Below are 25,893 nucleotides of genomic sequence, written 5' to 3'. Positions count from 1 at the left end.
CCTCCATATGGAGGCTTTTCTATTTATATGATTTTTTAGTCTCTCGACATAAATATTTGTAAAACATACCAGAATAGTAGCATTAAAGAAGCAAACAACCCTAATGCGGCAGGAATATAATCATCCGTAGAAAATTTATGAACTAAATTAGAAGTTTGGTATAAAATAGATCCTGCAGCTAAAACACACATTCCAACAGAGAACCATAATCCTAAATTAAATTCGAATAAAGTTCCAGCAATTATTAATCCGATAGCAATAAAAAAGCCAACTGATAATCCTGCTCTAATAAATGAAAAATCTTTTTTAGTAATAAATACAATAGATGAGATTCCTGCAAATAACCCGATAGTAACAATACCTGCTTGTTTAATAATGTCAAAGTTATTAGTATAAGTAATAGCGATGTATATTAACGGAATAAAAATAAAAGCTTCTGCAAAAATATAACCAGTATAAGCTAAATATTGTAGGTTTTTATCAGATGTTTTTAAAGCGGTGCTTTCAGCGTAATTTGTTATCAACATAAAACCACCTAATAGTAATAACCATTTATAACCTTGTGTCATAGATAAAGCAAACTCTACAATAGTGACACTTTGTAAAAAAGATATTCAAATAAAATAAATAAGAATACACCGCCAGCTACGTGTGCGTATGTTTTTTTGTAAAAAGCAATTTTGTCGGTTTCAGAAACTTGTGCAACAAGTACTTTTGAGTTAAATGAGTTTTCCATAATTAATTTTTAAGTTTTGGTAAATATATAGTTTTTTGATGTTCTTTTAGTTTGATGTTTAGGTATTGTTAAAATCACAATTTTCAAACATTAAAATTGCAGACTATTTTGACAAAAGTGTTTAAAATTGACGTTTTGTTAACTGTTTTGTTAAAATTTAACATTCTAATTTTAGCCAAAAAAGACAGCTTAGAAGTGATAAACACTAAGGTTTTAACTTTTTGTTAACTTTTTTTTGTCATTAAAAAAAAGTTATATATTGCGAATCGTTAAAAAACCCTTCAGATTGTTATCAAAATAACAATTGTTTAACACCTTCATTAACGAAACTGTTATCCTAAGTTTTTTAGCAAAGTTTTATAACCTTAAATAAGGGGTTATTTATTGATTAACTAATTTTTTTAATTTTTCACAACATGAAAAGAATTTTTTTAACACTAGCTGTAGCAGCATCTGTTTTAGTAGGATGTCAAGAAAACGCTAAAGACGAAACAATCCAAGCTCAAGAAGCAGTAGACATGAGCGACTTCTATGTAGAGACTGAAGAGTCTGCATCAAAAGGAGGATCTGAGCAATGTCACTCTATGAGAGTTTTAAACAGACAAGTAAAAGAAAACCCAGGATTATACAAGAAAATGTATGATATTGAGTATGCTACAAGAAAACTAACAACTGCTAAGGGTAAACCAGGAGGTAACACAGGAGGATCAGGAGATGTTGATGTATTACCAATCGAAGATGGATTAGGAACTATCAATATTCCAGTATATGTACACGTTGTTTTACCAGACGCTAATAGTGTTTCAAATTCACAAATTCAAGCACAAATGAATGTGTTAAATGATGATTTTAGTAGTCCTAACACTAATCAATTACCTTCAGGTGCTTCTGACTTTATCAACGATGCAACTAACACAGGAATTCAATTTACATTAGCAGGAACTTTTAGACATAACGATTCTAGATCTTCTTGGGGAACTAACGATGCTGTAAAAGCTGCTTACCCTCCAATTACTCCTTCAACTCACTTAAACATTTGGGTGTGTGAAATAGGTGGAGGTATCTTAGGATATGCTCAATTCCCAGGTGGTAACTCTGCTACTGATGGTGTAGTATTATTAACTGGAACTTTACCAGGTGGTAATTCAGCTCCTTATAACTTAGGTAGAACTGCAACTCACGAAGTTGGTCACTACTTAAACTTACGTCACATTTGGGGAGACGGAAGATGTCGTCAAGACGATTTCGTAGCTGATACTCCATCTTCTGATGCTTCAAACTACGGATGTCCTACATTCCCAGACGTTAGCTGTAAATCTGCTGACATGACTATGAACTACATGGATTATACAAACGATTCTTGTATGTATATGTTTACTGATGGTCAACGTAACAGAATGAGAGCTTTATTCGCTTCTGGTGGTGCTAGATCTTCTATGTTAAACTAAGAAAACCAATAGTCTTTTTTTAAAAGACGTTCTCAATAATTATAATAATTATTATGAAGCCAAGAGATTAAATCTCTTGGCTTTTTTATTTAGATATGTTGGTTTTTTAAACTTAAGGTCTTTATTTATTTGGTTATCAGTTGTTTTCCCCTTTTTACATGCTTTTATTATTTATATATTAGTTAGCTATAAAATGAAAATTTTACAAAAACAATTAACTAACTTTTAAATTTTAAAAAATGAAGAAAATTTTTCTAGGGCTTGCTGTGGTTGCAGGTCTATTAATCGGTTGTCAGAATGAAGAAAAAAGTAATGAAGAAATTACACAAGAAGTTGCTGTAGATATGAGTGACTTTTATGTAGAAACTGATCAAACATTAGGCAAGGGTGTCGATTCAGACAAATGCCATTCAATGAGGGTTTTAAATCAACAACTAAAAGAAAACCCAGGCTTGTATAAAAAAATGTACGACATTGAATATGCAACAAGAAAGTTTTTAAACGGTAAAAAACCCGATGGTACTCCTGGAGGAGGCGGTGGAGGAAATAATGGAGGAGATGGAGATGTTGATGTATTGCCAATTGATGATGGATTGAATATATCAATCCCTGTATATTTTCATATTGTGATGCCAAATGCAAGCGATGTGTCTAACTCCGATGTTCAATCACAAATGAATGTGATTAATAGCGATTTTACAAGCCCAAATACAAATCAATTACCTTCTGGGGCAACAGACTTTATAAACGATGCTACAAACACGGAAATCACATTTACATTAGCGGGTACATTTAGATATAATGACTCTAGATCTTCTTGGGGAACTAATAATGCTGTAAAATCTGCGTATCCACCAATTACTCCAGAAACTCATTTAAATATTTGGGTATGTAATATTGGAGGTGGAATTTTAGGGTATGCGCAATTCCCTGGTGGAAACTCTTCAACAGATGGTGTGGTAATTTTACCAGGAACTTTACCTGGAGGGAATGCAGCACCATATAACCAAGGAAGAACGTTAACTCACGAGATAGGACACTATTTAAATTTACGTCATATTTGGGGTGATGGAAGATGTCGTCAAGACGATTTTGTGGAAGACACTCCAGCTTCTGATGCGGCAAATTATGGTTGTCCTTCTTATCCAGATGTTAGCTGTAAATCTGCTGATATGACAATGAACTATATGGATTATACTGATGATGCATGTATGTATATGTTCACAGATGGTCAGCGTAACAGAATGAGAGCAATCTTTCAACCTGGTGGTGTTAGATCATCTATGATTAATTAAATTAGAATAGTTTTTAAGATTATGAAGCCAAGAGATTTAAATCTCTTGGCTTTTTTCTATTTTTATAACAGAAATAAATTTGAAAAACCTTGAAGAAAATTAAATTCCCAACACCGCACTCAATTTTACTATTAATAGCAGGTTTTGTAGCTATTTTAACTTGGTTTGTGTCAGCAGGTAAGTTTGATACATTGCAATACCAAGAATCATCAAATTCTTTTATATATAAACATTTAGAAGAAGAAAAGTTTATTCCAGCTACTCAAGAAACACTTGAAGAATTAGGAGTAAAAATTCCGCTAGAAAAATTCACCAATGGAGATATCGGAAAACCCATTAGCGTACCAGGTACATATACTAAACTAGACCCGAAACCTCAAGGTTTTTTAGATTTTTTCAAATCGCCTATTAAAGGAATTATTCAATCATCAGATATTATTTTATTTGTATTGATTTTAGGGGGGATTATAGGTGTAATGAATTTTACAGGTGCTTTTGATGCAGGTATTGCTTGGTTAGCAAAAACATTAAAAGGAAAAGAGTACTGGTTAATTTTTGTTGTTACAACGTTGGTAGCTATTGGAGGTACTACTTTTGGATTAGCAGAAGAAACAATAGCTTTTTATCCAATTCTTATACCCATATTTTTAGCAGCTAAATATGATGCTATTGTGGCTTTAGCTTGTATTTATATAGGTTCATCTATAGGAACAATGTGCTCAACAGTAAACCCGTTTAGTGTAATTATAGCTTCTGATGCAGCAGGGATTAATTGGACGACAGGCTTTACAGGCAGATTATTAATGCTGATTGGAGGAATTGTGATTTGTGTAATTTACATTCTTCGTTATGCAAATAAAGTTCAAAAAGACCCCACAAAATCAATTATTTATGATCAAAAAGAAATGATAGAAGGTCTTTTTGGTAGTTCAACATCTAATACACATACTTTAACTGGTAGATTACGCGTAATATTAACAGTTTTTGCAATGTGTTTCGTTGTTATGATTTATGGTGTTTCTCGATTAGGATGGTGGTTTGAAGAGATGACAGTTGTGTTTTTAATAGGGGCGATACTTATAGGTTTTTTAGCTAAAATGAAAGAAGAAAACTTTGTAAATACTTTTATTAAAGGAGCTAGCGATTTATTAGGTGTTGCGTTTATTATTGGTATAGCACGTGGGGTTTCAGTATTAATGGAACAAGGGTTGATTAGTGACACTATTTTACAACACGCAAGTGAGTTTACTACAGGCATGCCAAAAGGAATTTTTGCAAATGTTATGTTGTTTATTTATTCTGGGTTGTCTTTTTTTATTCCAAGTTCATCGGGTATGGCGGTGTTGACTATGCCAATTATGTCGCCGTTAGCTGACACTGTTGGAGTAGGTAGAGAAGTGATTGTAAACGCGTATCAATACGGAATGGGATTGTTTGCTTTTATCAACCCAACAGGGCTAATTTTAGCATCCTTGGCAATTGTAAAAGTAGGATATGATAAATGGTTAAAATTTGTAATTCCGTTGGTAATTATTTTAACTGTATTTACTATGATAGTTTTAACAGCTCAAGTATATCTGTAATTGATGAAACAGGTTAGTGTTTTTCTTTTTTTAATATTTTTCTTCGGATGTACACCTGTAAAAAAATCAACAAAAATGAATAAGAAAATTGTGATTGCTCATCGTGGAGCATCAGGATATTTACCAGAACATACTATGGAAGCCAAAGCAATGGCCTATGCTATGAACCCTGATTATATTGAGCAAGATTTAGTATTGAGCAAAGACAATGTTCCAATTGTAATTCATGATATAGAGCTAGACGATGTTACCAATGTAGCGGAAGTTTTTCCTGATAGAAAAAGAGAAGATGGTCGTTTTTATGTGATAGATTTTACATTTGAAGAATTGCAAAAACTTCAAGTTACCGAGCGTTTTAATCCTAAAACAGGAAAGCAGTTTTATCCAAAACGTTTTCCAAAAGGGAAAGGTAATTTTAAGTTGCATTCTCTTCAGCAAGAAATAGAAATGATTCAAGGATTAAACTTTTCTACAGGAAAAAATATTGGAATTTATCCTGAAATAAAAAACCCAGCATTTCATCATCAACACGGAAAAGACATTGCTAAAATTACGTTAGATATTTTATCGAATTATGGCTACAAAACTCAAAAAGACAAGTGCATTTTTCAATGTTTTGACGCAAAGGAATTGGAACGAGTTCGAAAAGAATTGAAGTCTGAGTTATTTTTAGTGCAATTAATTGAGTTTCCTGAAGAAACAACACAACTCGATTATTATGCTACCTACGCCAACGGAATAGGACCTTGGTACAAACAAATTGTATCGAGTAAGGTTGAAGGGGAGTTCACTTTTACCTCACTAGTTGAGGATGCTCATAAATTAGGATTACAAGTGCATCCGTATACCTTTAGAGCTGATCAGTTAGATGAATTTTCTACTTTTGAAGAAATGATGCAGGTATTGTTTTTTGAAGCAAATATCGACGGAGCTTTTACCGATTTTCCTGATAAAATGGTAGATTTTTTAAACCGTAACCTCAATTAATTTAGTTCGGTAAGCAGAAAGCAATTTTGATTTTGAGATAAAACCTACATACTTTTTATCTTTTACCACAGGTAAATTCCATGCACCACTTTCTTTAAATTTTTGCATTACTTGCTCGGTAGAATCGTTATGAAAAATAATAGCTGGCGCACTTTTCATTAGTACTTGAATTGTAAGTTTATCGTACATCTCTTGCTCAAACATTAATGGACGAATATCATCTAGTAGCACAATTCCTAAAAAGTGTTTCTCTTTATCTAATACTGGAAATATATTTCTAGATGATTTAGCTACGGCTCCTTTCAACATTTCACCTAAAGTCATATCAGGGTGAATAGGTTTAAAATTTTTCTCGATGAGCTTATGTATTTGCAACATCATCAACACATTTTTGTCTTTATCATGTGTTATTAGTTCTCCTTTTTCAGCCAATTCTACGGTGTAAATAGAGTTGGAAACAAAATACTTTGTAAACGCATAAGAAATGGCTGCAACTAGCATCAAAGGAACAAATAGTTCATAACCTCCAGTTATTTCTGCAATTAGGAATATAGCTGTTAAAGGAGCGTGAAGTACCCCAGCCATTAGACCTGTCATCCCTATTAAGGTAAAATTACTTTCAGAAACATTGCCGCCAAACTGATTGATGATTTTTGCAAACACGTTTCCTAAAGCGCTTCCCATCACTAGAGTTGGAATGAAAATACCTCCGACACCACCAGCGGCGAAAGTAGTAGTCATGGCAATGGCTTTAAAAATAGTAATTAGTAGAAGAAAAGAAATCACTGTCCAAACATTATTAAAATCTAAAGAATACCCAGCGTCTTTTAGTGCTTCTTGTGTATTTCCTTCTAGTAAATTATTAATTAAACCATAACCTTCACCATAAAGAGATGGAAGAAAAAACAGCATAATTCCTATTGCTAATCCACCAAAAATAAGTCGGTGAAAATCACTTTTTATTCGTTTGAAAAAATTGGTAATTGTAAAATAAATTTTTGAAAAATATACAGATGCTATTCCTGTTCCGATTGCTAATAAGACGTAAAAAATCAGATCGTTTATTTGAAATTCATCTTGTAGTTTAAAGCCTAACAAAACATCTTTTCCTAAGAAAAAATAAGAAGTTACCACAGCAGAAACCGAAGCTAGTAACAACGGAACTAACGACGCGAAAGCAAGGTCTAAACTAAATATTTCAACTGCAAAAATAATAGCTGCTACAGGTGCTTTAAACATTGAAGACATTGCACCAGCTGTAGCACACCCAATTAACAGCATACGTGTTTTAGTGTTCATGTGAAATAATTGAGCAACTCCAGAACCCAAAGCTGCTCCTGTACTTACTGCAGGACCTTGTAATCCTGCTGAACCTCCAAAACCTACCGTAATTGGAGCGGTTAATAAAGAGGCGTAAATTTTATACTGCTCAATAATTCCGCTTCGTTTAGATATAGCATGTAAGGTGGTTGAGATACCATGACCAATCTCTTTTTTTATAATTTTTTTCTTAATGTAATACACTAAAAATAATCCGATGATTGGGAAAATAAAATATAGTAAATAGTGAATGTCTTTAATGAATTTTCCTTCTAAAATATCGTGGAAAAAGAAGGTTAAGTTTTTAAGGATTAATGTACCCAAACCTGCTAAAAAACCTACTAATACACTCAATACGTATACAAACTGACGTTCGGAGATATGTTTATATCTCCAAATAAGAATTTTTTTGAATAGTTGTTTTGAGTTTGGCATCCTTCTGATAAAAACACTTATTTATTAGTTAAAAAATCCGTTCCTAAATAACCGTTGTCTTTATTGTAATACCACGCTCTATTTTTAGGCATCTTTATTCCATTGATGGTTATTTCATCAGAAAGTAAAATGTATTCTCCACTAGTAGGAGTTTCTTTAAAAAACTGATACACTTCCATCGCATAGGTTTTCGGATTAAAATAGAAATACCAAGCATCAGAACCTACTTTTTTATCATACGTAACTTTAAGTACTAAGTATTCTTTTCCTTTAAAAGTTTTACGCTCTACTTTATCATGAATAATCGTTCCGTTGTCTTTTAATTTCATCGGAAGTCCATACAAATAGGTATAATAGTTTTTGTACAGATTAGCTCTGTTGCAGTTTAATTTATGTTCTTCTAAAACTTCTTCGGAAGGATTTTCTTGTCCGTTAAAACTAATTTTACATTTTCCTTTATCAATTGTATATTCAGTTGTATTCTCTCCTCTTGAAGCTTTTACGTAAAAATATTCTTCAGGCAGATTGATTTTTATTTCACTATCTCTTTTAGGGTTTTTAGGAGTTTGCATAGTAACGAACAAAGTACCATTAAACGTTTCCCAATTTCCATTCGGATCGTGATATTGGATTGTTTTATCTAATAATTCTATTCCTGTGAGTTCTTGAGAAAATAGATGAGTAGTTAGTAAAAAAGCAAAAAGAATAGTTAGTTTTTTCATAGGATTAAAAATAATAAAAAATCCCATCCTAAAAATTTAGAACGGGATTTATATTTTGAGATTGCTTCGCTAATGCTTGCAATAACTTTCTTACTTTTTAATGTCTAATTGAATACTTAACTCTTCTAACTGTGCATTGTCAATTGTTGCAGGTGCATCTATCATTACATCACGTCCTGAGTTATTTTTAGGGAATGCAATGAAATCACGAATGGTTTCTTGTCCTCCTAATATTGCCACTAAACGGTCTAAACCAAATGCTAAACCTCCGTGAGGTGGTGCTCCGTATTCGAAAGCATCCATTAAGAATCCGAACTGAGCTTTTGCTTCCTCTTCAGTAAATCCTAAATGCTTGAACATAATTGCTTGCGTTTCTTTATCGTGAATACGAATAGAACCTCCACCAATTTCGTTTCCGTTTAATACTAAATCGTACGCATTTGCTTTTACTTTGCCAGGGTTTGTATCTAATAAGGTTAACTGACCTGGTTTTGGCGAAGTAAATGGGTGGTGCATTGCATGGTAATGCCCTGTTTCTTCATCTAATTCTAATAACGGGAAATCGATTACCCATAACGGAGCAAATTCGTCTGATTTACGTAAGCCTAAACGTTCAGCCATTTCCATACGTAATGCAGATAATTGAGCACGAACTTTATTGGTATTTCCTGAAAGTACACAGATTAAATCCCCCGCTTTTGCTCCTGTAGCTTCTGCCCATTTAGCTAAATCTTCTTGATCGTAGAATTTATCTACTGATGATTTGAATGTTCCGTCTTCGTTACATTTTACATACACCATTCCTAAAGCACCAACTTGCGGACGCTTTACCCATTCAATTAATTTATCAATTTCCTTACGAGTATAAGCATTTCCTCCTGGTACAGCGATTCCAACTACTAATTCAGCATCGTTAAATACTTTAAAATCTTTGTGCTGTGCTACTTCGTTTAACTCACCAAACTCCATCCCAAAACGAATGTCTGGTTTATCATTACCATATTTACGCATTGCATCATCAAACGTAATTCTTGGGAATTTGTCTACGTCAACTCCGTTGATCTCTTTTAATAAATGACGTGTCATTCCTTCAAAGATTTCTAAAATGTCTTCTTGCTCAACAAATGCCATTTCACAGTCTATTTGTGTAAACTCTGGTTGACGGTCGGCACGTAAATCTTCATCTCTAAAACATTTTACAATCTGGAAGTATTTATCCATTCCACCTACCATTAACAATTGCTTAAAGGTTTGTGGCGATTGTGGTAAGGCGTAAAACTGACCCGCATTCATACGAGAAGGCACTAAGAAATCGCGTGCTCCTTCTGGAGTAGATTTAATTAAATATGGAGTTTCTACATCAATAAATCCTTTATCAGAAAGATATTTGCGAACTTCCATCGATACTTTATGACGGAAAATCAAACTGTTTTTTACCGGATTACGACGAATGTCTAAATAACGATATTGCATACGAATATCTTCACCACCGTCAGTTTCATCTTCAATAGTAAATGGAGGTAATTTTGCTTCGTTTAAAATTTCTAATTCAGAAACCAATACTTCAACTTCCCCGGTTGGGATGTTAGTATTTTTAGAAGCACGCTCAATAACAGTTCCTTTTACTTGAATTACAAACTCGCGACCTAAAGTTCTTGCTTTTTCCATTAAGTCTTTTGCGGTACGCTCTTCATCAAAAATTAACTGTGTAATTCCGTAACGATCACGTACATCTACCCAAATCATAAATCCTTTATCACGTGATTTTTGTACCCAACCTGAAAGGGTAACTTCTGTATTGATGTGCGACGCTCTTAACTCGCCACAAGTATGCGTTCTATACATTTCTTGAAATTTTTAGCTGCGCAAAATTACGGAATTAATAGCAATAAAAAAGGCTGAATAGCACATAACTATTCAGCCTTAATATGAAAATTATTTTTTTAAAAAGTCATAGAAATTCCAACACCATTATCATTTAATAACATGTTGAATTGTGGTTTAAAACTATTATACGAAGTTGTATTTAAAGACGAATTATATAATTCTACAGCCTGATTAGCTTTCTTGTTAGCTCCAGAAGCGATAGGGATTGCTACAATAACTAAACCTGCTCCTACACCAGCTAAGGTCCAGTTAGCATCACCACCTCCTATTGCTGTTCCTATAGGAAACCCTATTAATGCTCCACCAACTCCTCCAAGGACAGTTGCTAAAGTAGTATTTGATTTTGCTTTTTTCATTAACGCCAAAGCTTTGGTGTTACTTTCCATTAGATTTATCATTTCTTTCATAGAAAGAGCTTTTCCGTCAACCGAATATTGGTAGCCTCCAAAAACTTTTTCTTTTTGTATTTGTTGTGATTGCACTAAAAATGAAGTGAAAATTGCAAACAAAAAAGTAAAAACTATTTTTCTCATAAGAATTTAAATTGTTATTTAATTGATATTCCTTTTTTGCCTAAAATATCTATATCTTTTAAAAATCCTTTTTGAATAGTTTCTGCTTGAAAAATATAGGTTTTATCGTGCAGTTGATTGTTTTCAAAAAATGTTACTTGAAAACGATTGTCTAATGCAAACAATTCAGGTTGCATAATTTCAAACTTAGAAAAAGAGTTTGCAGGTAGTGCATCAATTTTTCTACGGAATAAAGATGTTTTTTTTGTTTCAGAAAATCCTTGAGAAACGATTACAACCATTTCTAAAGCAACTTCTTTTCTATTGATAATATAAACACCCCATTCATCTGAATTGTCTGTTTCATTTTTATCTAAAACAACTGCAATTTCTACGCCTGTAACTGTAGGGATATGAATATCTTTTTTCATTTTTATTGAGATTAGAGAGATAAGAAACGAGAAAAGAGACCAATTTGTCTCTTCTCTTGTATCTTTATTCTATTTTCTTAAAATTAAATCACCGATTTAAACTGCTCTAAGAAACGTTTATCATTTTCATAGAACATACGAATATCTGGAATTTGGTATAATAACATTGCAATACGTTCTATTCCCATACCAAAAGCATACCCGCTATATTTTGTTGGATCGATGTTACAGTTCTTTAAAACGTTAGGATCTACCATACCACACCCCATAATTTCTAACCAACCTGTTCCTTTGGTTATACGGTAATCGGTTTCAGTTTCTAATCCCCAATAAATATCTACTTCAGCACTTGGTTCGGTAAAAGGGAAATATGACGGACGTAAACGAATCTTAGATTTTCCAAACATCTCCTTAGTAAAGTATAACAACGTTTGTTTTAAATCTGCAAAAGAAACGTCAGTATCAATATATAAACCTTCTACTTGGTGGAAGATACAGTGCGCGCGTGCAGAAATATCTTCATTACGGAATACACGTCCTGGAGAAATGGTACGAATTGGAGGTTCGTTATTTTCCATATAACGTACTTGTACAGAAGATGTATGTGTTCTTAACAAGGTATCTGGATTCTTTTCAATGAAGAAAGTATCCTGCATATCACGTGCTGGATGATATTCTGGTAAGTTTAACGCAGTAAAGTTATGCCAATCATCTTCAATCTCAGGACCTTCAGAAACGGTAAAACCAATACGGTTAAATACTTCGATGATTTGATTTTTTACAAGAGATATAGGATGACGAGAACCTAATTCAATTGGTTCAGAAGGACGAGTTAAATCACCATAAACTCCTTTATCTTCAACAGCATTTTCTAGAGCTTCGTTTAATTCAGAAACTTTGTTTTCTGCTGAGTTTTTTAAGTTGTTTAACGCTTGTCCGAAATCTTTACGAAGTTCAGCATCAACATTTTTAAATTCAGCGAATAAATCTTTTAATAATCCTTTACTTCCTAAATACTTAATTCTAAAAGCTTCTACTTCTTCTTTCGAAGTTGCTTTAAAAGCTTGTACATCACCAATCAGTTCTTTTACCTTATCTAACATAATCTTTCCAAAAGTTAAGCTGCAAATTTACGTTTTTTTGCGAAAATAAAAGGGCTTTTATAAGTGTTTGATTTAGGGGTACTAAAACAAGTAAATTAAACAAAAAAATAAAATTAACGAATTGTAAATTAATTATATTTGCAAAGCAAAATTTGTAGATAAATTTATAATAACAGAACAACTAAGTTTATGGAATCTAAGATAAATGCATTTATGGATTACGTTAAAGAACGTAATGCATATGAACCAGAGTTTTTGCAAGCTGTACATGAAGTAGCAGAAACTGTAATTCCGTTTATAGAGAATAACCCAAAATATCAAGGTAAAAAGTTACTTGAGCGTATGGTAGAACCAGAGCGTACTATTTTATTTAGAGTGCCTTGGGTTGATGACAACGGAGAAATTCAAGTAAACAGAGGGTATAGAGTAGAGTTTAACTCTGCTATTGGACCTTACAAAGGTGGTTTACGTTTTCACCCATCAGTAAACTTATCAATCTTAAAATTCTTAGGATTTGAACAAGTTTTTAAAAACTCATTAACTACTTTACCAATGGGTGGAGGTAAAGGAGGATCTGATTTTAACCCTAAAGGAAAATCTGATCGTGAAGTAATGGCGTTTTGTCAATCTTTTATGACTGAATTAGCTCGTCATATTGGTCCTGATACAGATGTGCCAGCAGGTGATATCGGAGTAGGAGGACGTGAGATAGGTTTCATGTTTGGACAATATAAGCGTTTACGTAACGAGTTTACTGGTGTTTTAACTGGTAAAGGAGCAACTTGGGGAGGTTCATTAATTCGCCCTGAAGCTACAGGTTATGGTGATGTTTACTTCGCTGAAAACATGTTAAAAACTAAAGGAGATTCTTTTGATGGTAAAGTTGTTGTAGTTTCTGGTTCAGGAAACGTTGCGCAATACGCTGCCGAAAAAGCTACTCAATTAGGAGCAAAAGTTGTTACAATGTCTGATTCTTCAGGATACATTTATGACGAAGCTGGTATCGATGCTGATAAATTAGCTTTTGTTATGGAGTTAAAGAATGTAAAACGTGGAAGAATTAGCGAGTACGTTGAAAAATATCCATCAGCTAAATTCTTTGCAGGGGAAAGACCTTGGGGAGTTAAGTGTGATGTAGCTTTACCATGTGCTACTCAAAATGAATTAAACGGTGAAGAGGCTAAAGCATTAGTTGATAACGGATGTATTTGTGTTGCTGAAGGAGCAAACATGCCATCTACACCAGAAGCTATTGAGGTTTTCCAAAAAGCTAAGATTTTATTTGCACCAGGAAAAGCATCTAATGCTGGAGGTGTTGCAACTTCTGGTTTAGAAATGTCTCAAAACTCTTTACGTTTATCTTGGACTCGTGAAGAAGTTGATGCTAAGTTACATTCAATCATGAACAATATTCACGAAGCTTGTGTAAAATATGGTACACAAGAAGATGGATATGTTGATTATGTAAAAGGAGCAAACGTTGCAGGTTTCGTAAAAGTAGCTGACGCAATGTTAGATCAAGGAGCAGTATAATAACATTATTATATATATTATTAAAACCTCATAGTTTAGCTATGAGGTTTTTTGTTTTCGGTAAATTCAATTTTTGTACTTTCGATGAGTTACAAATTTTACGATTAATGGGCAGAAGAAAGAATAAGATTACCATAGCTTTTTATAATGTAGAAAATTTATTTGATACAGTTGACAATCCGTTTACTGTTGATGATGATTATACTCCAAACGGAAAGAGAAGATGGAACTTAAAAAAGTACAACCATAAAGTAAAAAAAATAACTTCAATAATTAGTCAAATAGGGTTAGAGAGTTCTTCTATTCCACCAGTTATTATTGGTTTAGCTGAGGTAGAAAACTCAAAAGTGATTAAAGATATTACTACGCATAAAAACGTATTAAAATTTAATTATAAGTATGTTCATTACGATTCTCTAGATGAGCGCGGAATTGATGTAGCCTTAATGTATAATAGCGATTTTTTTGAAGTAATTTCATCTAAAACTCATTCGCTTTTATTAAAAGATGAAGAAGGAGAGGTTGATTATACTCGTGATTTATTGGTGGTAAAAGGGAAGTTAAATAACGAAGAAGTGTATGTATTGGTTAACCATTGGCCTTCTAGAAGAGATGGTGAAGAAGTAACAGCTATAAATAGAATTAAAGCAGCTGAGTTGGTTCAAAAGGTAATTTCAGAAATTAAAGAGAAGGAAAAGGATTCTAAATTCATTATTATGGGTGATTTTAATGATAATCCTACTAGCAGAAGTATACAGGATTATTTGATGAACGATGATTTATATAATCCAATGAAATCGCTTTATAAAAAAGGGAATGGAACGTTAACTCATTATAAAGAATGGCATTTGTTTGATCAGATTATTTTTTCAAGAGATTTTTTTGATGCTGGAAAAAGTCACCATACTTTTTTAGAAGCTAAAATTTTCAAGAAAAAATGGTTAAAAATCTATAAAGGAAAATACAAAGGAAGTCCGTTTAGAACTTATATTGGACCCTTTTATCAAGGTGGAGTTTCAGACCATTTTCCTGTATATATTACTTTAGAAAAAGATGTATAAAAAAATCCTGAGTTAACCTCAGGATTTTATATTTCTAATAAATCTATTGTTATTCAACAGTAACCGATTTTGCTAAGTTTCTTGGTTGATCTACATTTTTACCTAACATTACAGCAATATGATAAGATAATAACTGTAACGGAATAGTAGTTAATAAAGGTGTAAATGCTTCTTCAGTATCAGGAATTTCGATTACATGGTCGGCAATTTCTTTTACCGTTTCATCACCCTCAGTAACAATGGCAACAATTTTACCACTTCTCGATTTAATTTCTTGAATATTACTTACTACTTTTTCGTAGTGACCTCTACTAGTTGCAATCACAAAAACTGGCATGTTCTCATCAATCAAAGCAATAGGTCCGTGTTTCATTTCAGCTGCAGGATATCCTTCAGCGTGGATATAAGAAATCTCTTTTAACTTTAAAGCTCCTTCTAAAGCAACTGGGAAGTTAAATCCTCTGCCTAAATACAAACAGTTTTTAGCGTCTTTATATACAGCAGCAATTTCTTTAACTTGTGAATCTATCTTCAATAAATTCTCTACCTGAGCAGGAATTTGCTGCATGGTTTGTAAATAATTATTTACCGCTGATGTTGATAGTGTTCCTTTAGCTTGTGCTAATTTTAAAGCAATTAAAGAAAGAACAGTTATTTGTGTAGTAAATGCCTTTGTTGATGCAACTCCAATCTCAGGGCCAGCATGTGTATAAGCTCCTGCGTGCGTTTCTCTTGCGATAGATGAACCTACAACGTTACACACACCAAAAACAAAAGCTCCTTTAGATTTTGCTAATTTAATAGCAGCCAAAGTATCAGCAGTTTCTCCTGATTGAGAAATAGCAATAACTACATCTTTTGGTGTAATAATAGGATTACGATATCTAAACTCTGAAGCGTACTCAACTTCAACAGGAATACGCGCCATGTCTTCAAAAAGATATTCTCCAACCAATCCTGCGTGCCAAGAAGTACCACAAGCAACGACAATAATTCTGTCTGCATTCAAGAATTTAGACATGTTATCATCAACACCAGCCATTTTTATAACACCTTCGTTAGCTAACATTCTACCTCTATAAGTATCAATAATAGCTTTTGGTTGCTCGTAAATTTCTTTCAACATAAAATGGTCGTAACCACCTTTTTCAATCTGCTCTAAACTCAATTGTAATTTTTGAATATTAGCATCGATTTCTTTGTCGTTTTCTATTTTGCGAACTTTAATTCCTTTATCTTTTTTGATAATAGCTAACTCACCATCTTCAAGGTAAATAGCGTCTTTAGTATATTCAATAAAAGGAGAAGCATCAGAAGCAACGAAAAACTCTTCGTTGTTGTTCCCAACTCCAATAGCAATAGGACTTCCTAAACGAGCCACTACTAATTCATTAGGTTTTGTTTTGTCAAAAACGGCAATAGCGTAAGCTCCGATTACATTAGTTAAAGCCAATTGAACAGCTTTTCCTAATTTACAACCTTCACTTTTCTTTACTTCCTCAATAAGATTTACTAAAACCTCGGTGTCGGTATCACTTTTAAACTCATAACCTCTAGTAACTAATTCTTTCTTGATGGTGTCATAGTTTTCAATAATACCATTATGAACAATTACTAAATCCCCTGATTGAGAAAAGTGTGGGTGAGAGTTAACATCATTTGGGACACCATGAGTTGCCCAACGAGTGTGTCCAATTCCTATTTGACCTTTTTTTCTACTTTCTTCTTTATTAGTGATTATTTCTAAGTCAGAAACTTTTCCTTTGGTTTTAGATAAGTGCATAACGTCTCCGTCATACATCATAATACCCGCACTGTCGTATCCTCTATACTCTAATCGCTTTAATCCGTTAATTACAATTGGGTAAGCTTCTCGGTGTCCTATATATCCAGTAATTCCGCACATAACAATTTCTTATTTTTCTTTTGAATATGATATTTTTAAAACAGCTCTCTTGCTGCCATTAACAGCTTCATTTCCGTCTAATAACATAACAGATCTTGGATTCCAGTTGTAAGTTTTAACATTCGTGTTTAAAACATTATTGCTTACAGGTGAATCGGTTGGATTATATGCTTTTAAAACTAATGGATCAATAGTTATATCATCTTCTCCAGACAATAACTTAGAAATATAGTCAGTAATTCTGAATGTATATTTTTCAGGAGCGTCATCATTTAAAATTAAACCTCCTCCAAAAAATGCAGACTCTGTATATGCATCCAATATATGTGTAGGAGAAGTTCCTCCTGATCCGTTGTCTTTATTTTGATATAAGAACAATCTTTGAGGAACAATGTTCTTATCTGAATTGATGCTTTGATTAATATAAAAAGTTAATGAAGCGTCATTAATTAACAGGTTCTGACTCCTTAATTCTTGAAGTTTTGTTTCGTCTAAAATTTTAACTTCTGCCATTGTACCTGCCGTACCTTGAATAGAAAAATTATTTGACGGTGCAGCGTTTGTTGCATCAGTCATTTTATAAAGACTATTTCTTACACCAGATAAAGGAAAAGAGTACTTGCTGTTTATTGTATCTTTTAAAGTGGTTCCATCTTTTACAGATTTTGTATAATAAAAATCTAAAACAGGAGCAGGTGTATTTGCTAAATTAAACGGAACTAAAGAGCCATCATCTCCAAAAGCTTCAATTATTAACCCTCTAAAATAGTTGTCGAATTCTTCTTTAGAAGAAAACTCAGTACTTTCAAATTTATCCCAAAATAAACTTTGCATTTTAGTTACATCTAAAGGGATAGCTAAAAAAGGAACAGGTATAGTGTCTCCACTAATTATTCTATTCATTTTTATAGTTTCTTCATAAAATTCTGATGGGTTAAACCTGTCAATTCTTTTTAAAGTAAAAACTGTGTCATTCTTCCAGTTTGGTAAGAATTTAAAATTTAACTCTTCGTTTAAATCTTGTCCTGCAACATATTCAGTATCAGAGTTAAAGATATTGTTTTTTGCAGGATCAACAGGGTCTAAAGTGTTTAAGAAGGTAGTGTTCAGTTTTACCGCTAGGGAAGTGCTGTCAGTAGTGCTTCCTAGTATTGAATCTAACCTGTGTAATGTTTTTCCCCCGTCTTTACCAGTTGATGTAGCTGGGTAAGGAAGTTTTAATATTACTTTATCTAAAGTTAAAGTAGTATCGGTGCCTGCTGTATTTTTTAATCCCGAAACATACCCTACTTGAGAGACGATTGACGCTTCAATTTTTTCAGCATCAGGGTTGTTGTACACCCCTAGCCAGTATTCTCCAATGGTAGCGTTTATATTGTCTGCTTGTACTCGCTCTATATTTATTGGAGTAATTTCAACGTCTACTAAAATTTCTCCTGTTTCAAATTTTGTGTTGGTTACAACATTAGTTCCTACTTCACTAAAATCTTTTTCACACGATGTAATAGCTGCAAAACATAGCAGGCTAATACCTAATACACCAATTTTTCTAATCATTATTCGCTTAATTCTAAAACGTTTTCTTTATAAAATTCTAAATATGCTTCGGTTAAAGTTTCTTCAGATTGAAAATCTAATACTTTTGTGTTTGTTTGTTCAATAAAAGACTCAATTTCACCAGATAAAACCTCACTACCTTTAATTACAGCATCTGAGTTTTCAATAGCGCTCTTTAAAATATTTATATGACTTGGTGTTTCGATAGTTGTTACTTTAGTTTCGTCTATTTTGTCAAAACGAACTTTGTTTGCCATCTCTTCATTCAAGTTTTCAATATTGCTATTGTAAAGCGAAGTTACAATCTTGCTTTCAGCAAACAATGGTTCTTCTTTATAAAATTCTCTTAAATATAACGGAAGTAAAGAAGCCATCCATCCATGAACATGAATAATATCTGGTGCCCAGTTTAATTTTTTAACTGTTTCTACAACTCCCTTTGCAAAGAAAATCATACGCTCGTCATTATCGTCAAATAACTTATCATCTTCATCAGAGTATACAGCTTTACGTTTAAAATACTCATCATTATCAATAAAATACACTTGCATTCTTTCTTTAGGAATCGAAGCAACTTTAATTATTAATGGCATATCCATGTCGTTAATAATTAAATTCATACCCGATAAACGAATAACTTCATGTAATTGATGTCTTCGTTCATTAATTACCCCAAATCGAGGCATGAAAATACGAGTTTGAATTCCTTTAGAATGTGCATTTTTAGCAACGTTAAATGCGGTAGACGATAATTCTGTTTCGGGTAAATAAGGGGTTACCTCAGACGAAACATATAAAATTCTCTTATCCTTCATTAAAATCGGTCTCTTTTATTGAGGTGCAAAAATACGAAAATTAATGCAAAAATCGTGTTAAATTGCTAATTTTGCATGCATTTCAATAAATATAGAATGAAAATTTTCACCAAAAAATCCGAATTAAAAGAATTTTTATCAAATCAAAAAGCTGATGGAAAATCAATCGGATTTGTTCCAACCATGGGAGCCTTACATCAAGGACATTTATCGTTAATTAAAAGAGCTAAAGAGAAAAACGATATTGGTGTTGTAAGTATTTTTGTCAATCCTACTCAGTTTGATAACAAAGAAGATTTAGATAAATACCCGAAAACGTTTGATAATGATGTTTTGTTGTTAGAATCGGTAAATTGCGATGTGCTGTTTTTTCCTTCTGTTGAAGAAATTTATGCAGAAAACATAACTTCAGAAAAATTTGATTTTGACGGATTGGAACATCAAATGGAAGGTAAGTTTAGAGACGGACATTTTGATGGTGTTGGAACCATCGTAAAAGCATTATTCGAAATTGTTGAACCTGATACTGCTTATTTTGGAAGGAAAGATTTTCAGCAATTACAAATCATACATAAACTAGTTGAAAAGCACAATATTCCTGTTAAAATTAAAGGAAGACCTATTTTTAGAGAAGAAGACGGATTAGCGATGAGCTCTAGAAATGTTCGATTAACAAAAGAGCATAGAGAAGCAGCTCCGTTCATCTACAAAACCTTAAAAAAAGCTAGAAAGAAGTTTGGCGCAAAAAGTGCTAAAGAGTTAACCGAATGGGTAGAAAAAAAGTTAAAAAAACATCCGTTATTAGAACTTGAGTATTTTACCATAGCTGATGAACAAACATTAGAAACAGCAACAATCATCGAACCAAATAAGAAATACCGTGCTTTTATAGCTGTTTTCGCAGGAGACATTCGTTTGATTGATAACATTAGCTTAAAAAGAAAACATTAATCATTAAAAAACAACTATTTTTGCAACATGTTAGTACAAGTAGTAAAATCTAAAATACACCGCGTTAAAGTAACTAATGCGGATTTAAACTATATAGGGAGCATAACCATTGATGAAGATTTAATGGATGCTGCTGGAATTATCGAAGGAGAACGTGTTCAGATTGTAAATAACAATAATGGTGAACGTTTAGAAACCTATGCAATTCCTGGTCCAAGAAGAAGTGGTGAAATTACCTTAAACGGTGCTGCTGCTCGTAGAGTTCAAAAAGGTGATATACTTATTTTAATCGTATATGCTTTTATGGAGTTAGAAGAAGCAAAGAAATTTAAACCACAATTAGTCTTCCCTAATGAAGAAAACAACCTGTTAGAATAGTTTGAATATAACAATAAAAAAGATTACAAAAATTACATTACCTCTCTTATTGGGAGGTTTTTTAGTTTGGTACTCTCTCTCAAAAGTTTCGGTTGAAACACTGCTTCAATATTTTAAAAATGCCAACTACGGATGGATAGCTTTAGGGTTGTTCTTCGGAATTTTAAGCCACTTATCAAGAGCCTATCGTTGGAAATATTTACTAGAACCTATGGGGTATAAACCCGATTTTGGGAATAGTACCATGGCGGTTTTGGTTGCTTATTTGGTAAATTATGCAGTGCCAAGAGCAGGAGAGGTGTCGCGTGCAGCGGTAATGACAAACTATGAAAACATTCCTTTTGAAAAAGGGTTCGGAACCATTGTTGCTGAAAGAATTGCCGATTTAATAATGATGTTGAGCATCATTACCATAACCCTTTTTGTGCAATTTGATTTTATTTATGAATTACTTACTAAAAACTTCGACCCTGCTAAAATTGGAATAGGAGTTGTAGTTTTAGTATTAGGCGGATTCTTTTTTAGTAAATACGTTAAAAAAGCACAATCAGGATTCGGATTAAAAATCAAAAACTTTATTGCTGGTTTAGTCGAAGGTGTTACTAGCATCTTCAAAATGAAACACAAGTGGGCATTTATTTTCCATACCGTTTTTATTTGGGTAATGTATGTTGCAATGTTTTGGGCTACGATACCTGCAATTGAAGGGCTACAAGTTCCAATTGGAGGTGTTTTAATTGGATTCATCGCAGGTGGTTTTGCTATTGCTGCTACTAACGGAGGAATTGGATTGTACCCAGTTGCTGTTGCTGGAGCTTTAGCCTTATTTGGAATTGCAGAAGAACCTGCAACCGCTTTTGGTTGGATTATGTGGACCGCCCAAACACTTATGATTATTGTTTTTGGCGGATTGGCATTTTTGCTACTTCCTATCTATAATAAAAACAAATAGTTTTCTTTTCTTTGTAGGTAAATCGTACAAAGGCTATGGCTAAAACCAAAACAACTTTTTTCTGTCAAAACTGTGGAGCGCAACATGCGCAATGGGTAGGGCAATGTGGCTCTTGTAAACAATGGAATACTATTGTTGAAGAAGTTATTCAAAAAGAAGAAAAAAGAAGTTGGAAGTCGCCATCAAGCTCACAAAAAAGAGTTTCTAAACCGTTGCGTGTTGAAGATATTCAACTAAATCCAGAAGAACGTTTTGGAACTAAAAATCAAGAATTAGATACCGTTTTAGGAGGTGGATTGGTGAAAGGAGCGGTAGTGTTGTTAGGCGGAGAACCAGGTATTGGTAAATCTACTTTACTGTTACAAATCGCGTTGCAAATTCCACAAAAAGTACTCTATGTTTCTGGGGAAGAAAGTCAGTCGCAAATAAAAATGCGTGCAGAACGCATTGAAGGTAAAAATCCGAATTGCCTAATCCTTACTGAAACCAATACCCAGCAAATTTTTAAAAATATTGAAGAAGTTCAGCCAGATGTATTGGTAATCGATTCTATTCAAACACTCCACACGAACTCTATTGAAGCGTCTCCAGGAAGCATCTCTCAAATACGAGAAACTTCCGCAGAACTGATTAAATTTGCGAAAGAAACAGCAACTCCTGTTTTATTAATCGGACATATCAATAAAGAAGGGCATATTGCGGGACCTAAGATTTTAGAACATATGGTTGACGTAGTGTTACAATTTGAGGGTGACCGAAACCATACGTATCGAATTTTACGTTCACAAAAAAACCGTTTTGGTTCTACTGCAGAATTAGGGATTTACGAAATGTTATCAGACGGATTGCGAGAAGTGTCAAATCCTTCAGAAATATTAATCTCTAAAAAAGATGACGATTTAAGCGGAACAGCAATTGCATCCACCTTAGAAGGTATTCGTCCGTTGATGATAGAAATTCAAGCGTTGGTATCAACAGCGGTTTACGGAACGCCACAAAGAACCACTACAGGGTACAACTTAAAACGTTTACACATGATTTTAGCAGTGTTAGAAAAGCGTGCAGGATTCAAACTCGGAGCTAAAGATGTGTTTTTAAATGTTACGGGTGGAATTCATGTAGATGATCCTGCAATCGATTTAGCTGTTGTAGCAGCGATTTTATCATCAAATCAAGATTTAGCGATTAATCCAGATGTGTGTTTTGCTGCTGAGGTTGGTTTAGCTGGTGAAATTAGACCTGTTTCTAAAATAGATCAACGAATTACCGAAGCTGAAAAACTAGGGTACAAAACCTTTGTGACTTCAAAATACAACAAAATTACGAGTAAAAACCATTCTATAAAACTGATTTTAGTGAGTAAGATTGAAGAAGCTTTTGCAACGTTGTTTGCTTAATTTTCTTCTTTTTTCTTTCCAAAAAGTCGGTTAAAAAAACCTTTTATTCCTTTTTCTCTGTATGGAGAACAGTTGATTGAAGAAGCAATGTCTTCAGGAATATCAAAAGAGGTTAAGTATTTATTTTTTAATTCAGGATTGTTTTCTATTTCCTTCAAAATATTAGCAACAATGGGTAATGCTAAAGAAGAGCCCGAACCATTTCCGCTAGTAAAATGTACATCGTTTTTAGAAGTTCCTACCCAAGTTCCGAAAACTATATTTGGGGTGTATGCCATAAACCAAGCGTTGGTGTAGTTTTGAGCAGTTCCTGTTTTACTTGCTAGTGGACTTTTAATTTTATAACGATTTCTTATTGACGATCCTGTTCCTTGTTCAACTGCTTTTTGTAAAATTGTGGTTAATGTTTGTGAACTTTCTTTGGTGAAAATTCTCTTAGCTTCTTGTGTGGTACTTTCATAAATTATATTTCCTTGTTTATCGGTAATTTTATCAATCATGTATAAATCATTCATTTCACCGTTGTTAGCAAAAGTACCGTAAGCTCTCGTAGCTTCGTAAAGTGATACATCTAAAGTTCCCAAGGCGATTGATGGAGCGTCGTCTGTAATTTCTGGAAATAATAACTTTTTACAAGTATCAACTAACCATTCTCTTTCTAGTTTGAAGTATAGGTTTACACTAGGAATATTCATCGATTTAATTAAAGCATACCAAAGGGCGACTTTTTTATCGGGAGTTGAGCTATAATCAGCATTTTGTGGTTTCCAGTTTTCGTATTTAGGATAGGTTTTTTCCTCGTTTTCAAAATAATCACACGGAGAAATTCCATTTTCTAAAGCAGTGGCGTACAAAAAAGGTTTGAAAGCAGAGGCTATTTGTCGATGCGATAACACCATATCAAAAGGGAGGGTGTTAAAATTATTACCGCCAACCCAACTAATTACTGCCCCGTTTTTCGGGTTTGTAACCAGTACAGAAGCATTTAACATTTTATCATAATACCAAAGACTATCAATTTTATTACCTGTAATGGTTTTTGTGCTATCCCAATCAAATAATTGGAGAGTTCTGTTTTGTTTGTCCTCTTGAGTGAATTGTTGCTTTTTTAACCATCTATTTCTAAGTCTGTTTGAAGCTAATTCTTTGTCTAGTTGTTTTTGTTTGATGATGAGCTGTTTTTTAGCAGATTTTTCTGCAATTTTTTGAATCTCATAATTCAGTGTTGTATGGATTTTTAAACCGTCGGTTTCTAAGTTATAGTTGTTGTTTGAACTTTCGTTAACAACTTTTATAATCTCCGTAGCTTTCTTTTTTACTTGATAGTTGAAATAACCTGCCGATGTGTTTAAATCAAGGTTATGATAGTTCAATGCAATAGGTGTTTTTTGAAGACTATCTGCTGTTTTTTGACTTAAATAGTTTTCGCTTTTCATTAATTGAAGAACCGTATTACGACGTTGTAAGGCATTTTTTGGATGCAATCTTGGGTTGTAATAGGTGTTTGCTTTTAACATACCTATTAATACAGTAGATTCTTCAATGTTTAACTCGCTGACAGATTTGTTAAAAAATCGATTCGCAGCCGATTCTATTCCGAAGCTATTTTCTCCAAACGGAACGGAGTTCAAATAGAGTAACAATATCTCGTCTTTAGTATATAGTTTTTCGATTCTACTAGCAATAATCAACTCTTTTATTTTGTTGATTGGTAAACTTAAAACCCCATCATATTGCCTTCCGTATAAGTTTTTTATCAATTGTTGGGTAATGGTGCTTCCGCCGCCTCCAGAAGAATCTCTTAGCAAAATACTTCTAAAAAACACGCGCGCATAACTTTGACCGTCATATCCGTTATGCGAATAAAATCGTTTGTCTTCGGTAGCGATAAGAGCTTCTTTTAAGTGATTTGGAATTTGTGCTAGTTGAATATTGGTTCTGTTCTCAGCAAATATTTTTCCAATAACTATATCGTCTGATGAATAAATTAAAGAGGCTTCTTCGTTGATGATAGAAGTTAATTCTTCTTTATCGGGCAACTTACCAAATACGTTAAAGTAGACTAGTGAAAACAACAGAAGAATAGAAAAAACGATAAATAGAAAAGCTCCTGATATGTATTTTAATAGGAGGTATAACTTTCTTTTTTCTTTAAGTTGAAGTAGTTTTTCTTTCAATGTTTTCATCATACTAAAAACGAAGCAGCGTAAGTAAAATTGTAACTATTAAAAAGGTGGTTTGTTAAACTTTTGTGAAGTAATCTTTCTAAATAATAAGTAGAAATTCTATTAATTTGTTTTGTCTCTAAACTTCTGTTGAATCTTTTTCTTTTCCCATTTTTCTCCAAAAAACTGAAAAGTATTTAGAGAATAAACACTAATCACAACAAGCCATCCTAAGAAAGTTACTAAAACAATCACCCAAAAAGAACTGTCGTTTAATGCGATTATAATTGGTACAATCAAACTGAATAAAGCTATGACTAAAAGTTTATAAAACCCTTTTAACTTTTGAATATAAGCTTCTTCTTTTTTAACTTGTTCTAATTCGTCTTTTTTGTTCGAATCTTCAATATTAGTTTCAAAAACAGCAGCTAAAGATTTTAAAGATTCTAATCCAGCATTTTCACCATTTTCAATTCTTTGAATGGTTCGTGTACTTAACCCACTCATTTGAGCTAATTGTTCTTGAGACCAATGACGATCTAGTCTTAGTTTTTTTATGTTTCTTAAATTCGTTGTGCTTGAATTCATTACTAATAATTATTTGATTTCGATACAAAAGTAAGGATTGAAAATATTTCCGTGTTGTAAATTGCCTGACAGAGATGTGACACTAATATGACATTAAGTAGAAGTGTGAAGTTACTAGTTGAAAATTAAAA

At 33.1% G+C, this 25,893-nt stretch carries 23 protein-coding genes; 10 read left to right on the top strand and 13 right to left on the bottom strand.

What is annotated here, in order from left to right:
- Nucleotides 1-35: 35 nt before the first annotated feature.
- Both ACKTST_RS11820 and ACKTST_RS11815 read right to left on the bottom strand, forming a co-directional pair.
- Nucleotides 36-569 (bottom strand): Bax inhibitor-1/YccA family protein, encoded by a 534-nt coding sequence (locus tag ACKTST_RS11820; protein ID WP_408047949.1) that lies wholly within the window; start codon nucleotides 567-569, stop codon nucleotides 36-38.
- Between the two features lie 14 nt (nucleotides 570-583).
- A complete protein-coding gene (locus ACKTST_RS11815) occupies nucleotides 584-736 on the bottom strand; it encodes a hypothetical protein (protein ID WP_408047948.1) in 153 nt (50 codons plus the stop codon).
- A gap of 416 nt (nucleotides 737-1,152) precedes the next feature.
- Here ACKTST_RS11815 and ACKTST_RS11810 point away from each other — a divergent pair, with 416 nt between their 5' ends.
- The 4 genes from ACKTST_RS11810 to glpQ all read left to right on the top strand — a co-directional run bounded on the left by ACKTST_RS11810 (nucleotide 1,153) and on the right by glpQ (nucleotide 6,049).
- A complete protein-coding gene (locus ACKTST_RS11810) occupies nucleotides 1,153-2,184 on the top strand; it encodes a M43 family zinc metalloprotease (RefSeq protein ID WP_408047947.1) in 1,032 nt (343 codons plus the stop codon).
- Between the two features lie 239 nt (nucleotides 2,185-2,423).
- Complete coding sequence (locus ACKTST_RS11805) at nucleotides 2,424-3,479, top strand: M43 family zinc metalloprotease (protein ID WP_408047946.1); 1,056 nt, start codon at nucleotides 2,424-2,426, stop codon at nucleotides 3,477-3,479.
- 89 nt (nucleotides 3,480-3,568) lie between these two features.
- Complete coding sequence (locus ACKTST_RS11800; RefSeq protein ID WP_408047945.1) at nucleotides 3,569-5,062, top strand: YfcC family protein; 1,494 nt, start codon at nucleotides 3,569-3,571, stop codon at nucleotides 5,060-5,062.
- A 75-nt stretch (nucleotides 5,063-5,137) separates the two neighbouring features.
- Nucleotides 5,138-6,049, top strand: a complete 912-nt coding sequence (glpQ, locus tag ACKTST_RS11795; protein WP_408047944.1) for a glycerophosphodiester phosphodiesterase — start codon at nucleotides 5,138-5,140, stop codon at nucleotides 6,047-6,049.
- Here glpQ and ACKTST_RS11790 read toward each other — a convergent pair.
- From ACKTST_RS11790 to pheS, 6 genes are all read right to left on the bottom strand, one after another.
- Nucleotides 6,029-7,804: a chloride channel protein gene (locus ACKTST_RS11790; RefSeq protein ID WP_408047943.1), complete on the bottom strand. Its 1,776-nt coding sequence runs from the start codon at nucleotides 7,802-7,804 to the stop codon at nucleotides 6,029-6,031. The two genes, glpQ and ACKTST_RS11790, sit on opposite strands and share 21 nt — an antisense overlap.
- 17 nt (nucleotides 7,805-7,821) lie before the next feature.
- Entirely contained in the window at nucleotides 7,822-8,526 is a 705-nt protein-coding gene (locus ACKTST_RS11785) for a DUF6503 family protein (RefSeq protein WP_408047942.1), read from the bottom strand.
- A gap of 90 nt (nucleotides 8,527-8,616) precedes the next feature.
- Nucleotides 8,617-10,371 carry an aspartate--tRNA ligase gene (gene aspS, locus ACKTST_RS11780; RefSeq protein WP_408047941.1) on the bottom strand — a complete coding sequence of 585 codons (1,755 nt, stop codon included), beginning with the start codon at nucleotides 10,369-10,371 and terminating at the stop codon, nucleotides 8,617-8,619.
- Nucleotides 10,372-10,469: 98 nt separating this feature from the next.
- Nucleotides 10,470-10,946, bottom strand: coding sequence for a hypothetical protein (locus ACKTST_RS11775; protein ID WP_408047940.1), 477 nt, complete (start codon nucleotides 10,944-10,946; stop codon nucleotides 10,470-10,472).
- 14 nt (nucleotides 10,947-10,960) lie between these two features.
- A complete protein-coding gene (locus ACKTST_RS11770; protein WP_408047939.1) occupies nucleotides 10,961-11,356 on the bottom strand; it encodes a hypothetical protein in 396 nt (131 codons plus the stop codon).
- A gap of 83 nt (nucleotides 11,357-11,439) precedes the next feature.
- Nucleotides 11,440-12,459 carry a phenylalanine--tRNA ligase subunit alpha gene (gene pheS / locus ACKTST_RS11765; RefSeq protein ID WP_408047938.1) on the bottom strand — a complete coding sequence of 340 codons (1,020 nt, stop codon included), beginning with the start codon at nucleotides 12,457-12,459 and terminating at the stop codon, nucleotides 11,440-11,442.
- Between the two features lie 189 nt (nucleotides 12,460-12,648).
- On the opposite strand from pheS, the gene gdhA reads away from it, so the two are divergent.
- Together gdhA and ACKTST_RS11755 are read left to right on the top strand one after the other, a co-directional pair.
- Complete coding sequence (gene gdhA / locus ACKTST_RS11760; RefSeq protein ID WP_408047937.1) at nucleotides 12,649-13,992, top strand: NADP-specific glutamate dehydrogenase; 1,344 nt, start codon at nucleotides 12,649-12,651, stop codon at nucleotides 13,990-13,992.
- 41 nt (nucleotides 13,993-14,033) lie between these two features.
- Nucleotides 14,034-15,053 carry an endonuclease/exonuclease/phosphatase family protein gene (locus ACKTST_RS11755; RefSeq protein WP_408047936.1) on the top strand — a complete coding sequence of 340 codons (1,020 nt, stop codon included), beginning with the start codon at nucleotides 14,034-14,036 and terminating at the stop codon, nucleotides 15,051-15,053.
- A gap of 49 nt (nucleotides 15,054-15,102) precedes the next feature.
- Here the strand turns inward: ACKTST_RS11755 and glmS are convergent, their stop codons facing one another.
- The 3 genes from glmS to ACKTST_RS11740 are packed head-to-tail and all read right to left on the bottom strand — an operon-like array spanning nucleotide 15,103 to nucleotide 19,331.
- Entirely contained in the window at nucleotides 15,103-16,959 is a 1,857-nt protein-coding gene (gene glmS, locus ACKTST_RS11750) for a glutamine--fructose-6-phosphate transaminase (isomerizing) (RefSeq protein WP_408047935.1), read from the bottom strand.
- A 9-nt stretch (nucleotides 16,960-16,968) separates the two neighbouring features.
- Nucleotides 16,969-18,516 carry a DUF4270 family protein gene (locus tag ACKTST_RS11745; RefSeq protein WP_408047934.1) on the bottom strand — a complete coding sequence of 516 codons (1,548 nt, stop codon included), beginning with the start codon at nucleotides 18,514-18,516 and terminating at the stop codon, nucleotides 16,969-16,971.
- Complete coding sequence (locus tag ACKTST_RS11740; RefSeq protein ID WP_408047933.1) at nucleotides 18,516-19,331, bottom strand: glycogen/starch synthase; 816 nt, start codon at nucleotides 19,329-19,331, stop codon at nucleotides 18,516-18,518. Before ACKTST_RS11740 ends, ACKTST_RS11745 begins: the two co-directional genes overlap by 1 nt.
- Nucleotides 19,332-19,427: 96 nt before the next feature.
- Here ACKTST_RS11740 and panC point away from each other — a divergent pair, with 96 nt between their 5' ends.
- The 4 genes from panC to radA are packed head-to-tail and all read left to right on the top strand — an operon-like array spanning nucleotide 19,428 to nucleotide 23,009.
- Nucleotides 19,428-20,282: a pantoate--beta-alanine ligase gene (gene panC, locus ACKTST_RS11735; protein WP_408047932.1), complete on the top strand. Its 855-nt coding sequence runs from the start codon at nucleotides 19,428-19,430 to the stop codon at nucleotides 20,280-20,282.
- A gap of 27 nt (nucleotides 20,283-20,309) precedes the next feature.
- A complete protein-coding gene (gene panD / locus ACKTST_RS11730) occupies nucleotides 20,310-20,660 on the top strand; it encodes an aspartate 1-decarboxylase (protein ID WP_274634613.1) in 351 nt (116 codons plus the stop codon).
- Nucleotide 20,661: 1 nt separating this feature from the next.
- Nucleotides 20,662-21,612 (top strand): lysylphosphatidylglycerol synthase transmembrane domain-containing protein, encoded by a 951-nt coding sequence (locus ACKTST_RS11725; protein ID WP_408047931.1) that lies wholly within the window; start codon nucleotides 20,662-20,664, stop codon nucleotides 21,610-21,612.
- A gap of 35 nt (nucleotides 21,613-21,647) precedes the next feature.
- Nucleotides 21,648-23,009 (top strand): DNA repair protein RadA, encoded by a 1,362-nt coding sequence (gene radA, locus ACKTST_RS11720; RefSeq protein WP_408047930.1) that lies wholly within the window; start codon nucleotides 21,648-21,650, stop codon nucleotides 23,007-23,009.
- Here radA and ACKTST_RS11715 read toward each other — a convergent pair.
- Together ACKTST_RS11715 and ACKTST_RS11710 are read right to left on the bottom strand one after the other, a co-directional pair.
- A complete protein-coding gene (locus ACKTST_RS11715) occupies nucleotides 23,006-25,198 on the bottom strand; it encodes a transglycosylase domain-containing protein (protein ID WP_408047929.1) in 2,193 nt (730 codons plus the stop codon). The two genes, radA and ACKTST_RS11715, sit on opposite strands and share 4 nt — an antisense overlap.
- 99 nt (nucleotides 25,199-25,297) lie before the next feature.
- On the bottom strand, nucleotides 25,298-25,762 hold the full coding sequence (locus ACKTST_RS11710) for a helix-turn-helix domain-containing protein (protein WP_408047928.1): 465 nt from the start codon (nucleotides 25,760-25,762) through the stop codon (nucleotides 25,298-25,300).
- Between the last annotated feature and the right edge of the window lie 131 nt (nucleotides 25,763-25,893).

The sequence above is a fragment of the Tenacibaculum crassostreae genome (genome assembly GCF_964512405.1).
GTDB classification, from domain to species: domain Bacteria; phylum Bacteroidota; class Bacteroidia; order Flavobacteriales; family Flavobacteriaceae; genus Polaribacter; species Polaribacter crassostreae.
The sequence above is the reverse complement of the archived record's forward strand: the minus strand, read 5'-3'. Positions and strand labels throughout refer to the sequence as shown.

Bases quoted from the DNA above. Each gene is read 5' to 3' on its own strand.
- ACKTST_RS11815 (WP_408047948.1), bottom strand. From the start codon at position 736: ATGGAAAACTCATTTAACTCAAAAGTACTTGTTGCACAAGTTTCTGAA.
- ACKTST_RS11715 (WP_408047929.1), bottom strand. From the start codon at position 25,198: ATGATGAAAACATTGAAAGAAAAACTACTTCAACTTAAAGAAAAAAGA.
- ACKTST_RS11775 (WP_408047940.1), bottom strand. From the start codon at position 10,946: ATGAGAAAAATAGTTTTTACTTTTTTGTTTGCAATTTTCACTTCATTT.
- glpQ (WP_408047944.1), top strand. From the start codon at position 5,138: ATGAATAAGAAAATTGTGATTGCTCATCGTGGAGCATCAGGATATTTA.
- radA (WP_408047930.1), top strand. From the start codon at position 21,648: ATGGCTAAAACCAAAACAACTTTTTTCTGTCAAAACTGTGGAGCGCAA.
- pheS (WP_408047938.1), bottom strand. From the start codon at position 12,459: ATGTTAGATAAGGTAAAAGAACTGATTGGTGATGTACAAGCTTTTAAA.
- glmS (WP_408047935.1), bottom strand. From the start codon at position 16,959: ATGTGCGGAATTACTGGATATATAGGACACCGAGAAGCTTACCCAATT.
- ACKTST_RS11740 (WP_408047933.1), bottom strand. From the start codon at position 19,331: ATGAAGGATAAGAGAATTTTATATGTTTCGTCTGAGGTAACCCCTTAT.
- ACKTST_RS11790 (WP_408047943.1), bottom strand. From the start codon at position 7,804: ATGCCAAACTCAAAACAACTATTCAAAAAAATTCTTATTTGGAGATAT.
- ACKTST_RS11770 (WP_408047939.1), bottom strand. From the start codon at position 11,356: ATGAAAAAAGATATTCATATCCCTACAGTTACAGGCGTAGAAATTGCA.
- aspS (WP_408047941.1), bottom strand. From the start codon at position 10,371: ATGTATAGAACGCATACTTGTGGCGAGTTAAGAGCGTCGCACATCAAT.
- ACKTST_RS11785 (WP_408047942.1), bottom strand. From the start codon at position 8,526: ATGAAAAAACTAACTATTCTTTTTGCTTTTTTACTAACTACTCATCTA.
- ACKTST_RS11820 (WP_408047949.1), bottom strand. From the start codon at position 569: ATGACACAAGGTTATAAATGGTTATTACTATTAGGTGGTTTTATGTTG.
- ACKTST_RS11810 (WP_408047947.1), top strand. From the start codon at position 1,153: ATGAAAAGAATTTTTTTAACACTAGCTGTAGCAGCATCTGTTTTAGTA.
- panC (WP_408047932.1), top strand. From the start codon at position 19,428: ATGAAAATTTTCACCAAAAAATCCGAATTAAAAGAATTTTTATCAAAT.
- ACKTST_RS11805 (WP_408047946.1), top strand. From the start codon at position 2,424: ATGAAGAAAATTTTTCTAGGGCTTGCTGTGGTTGCAGGTCTATTAATC.
- ACKTST_RS11710 (WP_408047928.1), bottom strand. From the start codon at position 25,762: ATGAATTCAAGCACAACGAATTTAAGAAACATAAAAAAACTAAGACTA.
- gdhA (WP_408047937.1), top strand. From the start codon at position 12,649: ATGGAATCTAAGATAAATGCATTTATGGATTACGTTAAAGAACGTAAT.
- ACKTST_RS11745 (WP_408047934.1), bottom strand. From the start codon at position 18,516: ATGATTAGAAAAATTGGTGTATTAGGTATTAGCCTGCTATGTTTTGCA.
- panD (WP_274634613.1), top strand. From the start codon at position 20,310: ATGTTAGTACAAGTAGTAAAATCTAAAATACACCGCGTTAAAGTAACT.
- ACKTST_RS11755 (WP_408047936.1), top strand. From the start codon at position 14,034: ATGAGGTTTTTTGTTTTCGGTAAATTCAATTTTTGTACTTTCGATGAG.